Origin of the sequence: Olivibacter sp. XZL3 (assembly GCF_004368405.1) — a bacterium.
Taxonomy (GTDB): domain Bacteria; phylum Bacteroidota; class Bacteroidia; order Sphingobacteriales; family Sphingobacteriaceae; genus Olivibacter.
Window position 1 is genome coordinate 1 of record NZ_SBJH01000105.1, and the last position, 1,265, is coordinate 1,265.

1 protein-coding gene is annotated in these 1,265 nt (G+C 40.5%); it reads left to right on the plus strand.

The features are described 5' to 3' along the window. Nucleotides 1-230: 230 nt before the first annotated feature. Nucleotides 231-1,232 (plus strand): IS110 family transposase, encoded by a 1,002-nt coding sequence (locus EPX21_RS19675; RefSeq protein ID WP_134091374.1) that lies wholly within the window; start codon nucleotides 231-233, stop codon nucleotides 1,230-1,232. Nucleotides 1,233-1,265 lie beyond the last annotated feature (33 nt).

A 1,265-nucleotide genomic window follows, 5' to 3' on the forward strand; every position in this document is an offset into this window, starting at 1 on the left:
ATCGTTAGTTTGAAACTTTAAAAATGAATACAAGGAAAAGCATCATGTTAAGAAGTGTTACTTTGGCATAAATAGCTCCATCTGCTGCCCTAACTTTATATACAGAACAGGCAGAACCTATTTTTCATATTAAGGACAGCAGATTCATTGAGTTAAAGCCAGAGAGTATTTCGGGAAGAACCCATTAGCACGATGTTAGCCACTCAATACGGAGCATAAAACAAAAGTTTATGCAAGTATATGGAATTGATCTATCAAAGGACAAGTTCGATGTGAACTATTTGGATGCATCGGGACAACAAAAGAAGAAAACAGTGAAAAACAACTTATCAGCAATATCCAGCTTTTTATCAACGGTACCTGAAGGCAGTGTGCTGTGTGCGGAGAATACAGGTACCTACGGAGATCTGCTGCTATTTCTTTGTAACCAACTGCAAGTTACCATTGCGCTGGTACCTGGATATTCTGTCAAGCACAGCCTTGGGCTGGTGAAGGGCAAGTCAGATGAAGTAGATGCCGGGAGATTGCGTGAGTATGGTGAGCGGTTCTTTGACAAGTTGTCTTTCAAAACCTACCAGAGTGAACAGATTAGCGAATTAAGACAGCTTTATAGCTTACGTTCACAACTGGTCAAAAGCCATAAAGTACTGAAAACTGGCAGCCACGGTCGTTCTGTGATGCCGATGCAAAGTATTTCTGCTCAGGGTTATCTGGAAAGTTCCCTACAGTTTATAGACCAGCAGATTGATGCGGTGGAGCAGGAAATGCTTGATATTATCACAGCGAATGCTGATTTGGATGAGAATTATCAATTGGCGGTAAGCGTGAAAGGCATAGGCCCTGTCATCGCTACAGACCTGATTATTAAGACAGGGAATTTCAGGGAGATCGATACTGCTTCCAAAGCGGCTTCTTATGCCGGTGTATGTCCCTTTCCGAACAGTTCGGGCAAGATGGTGCTAAAGACGAAAATAAGCCCCTTTGGGGACAAGAAGCTTAAGACCCTTCTATATATGGGTGCAAAGTCGGCTGTTAAGCACAACAAAGAATACAAGCTGTATTATCAAAAGAAACGACAGGAAAACAAACCTCATTATTTGATTATGAACAATGTATCCAACAAACTATTAAGGACCATTTATAGTGTGGTATGCAACAAAATACCATACACTCAAGACTATATATGTCTTGATCCAAGAGAAAGAAATTTAACCGGCTCCGAAAAAAAGTAGCCCAAAAACTTGTAATTAATTAGAGTATATGAA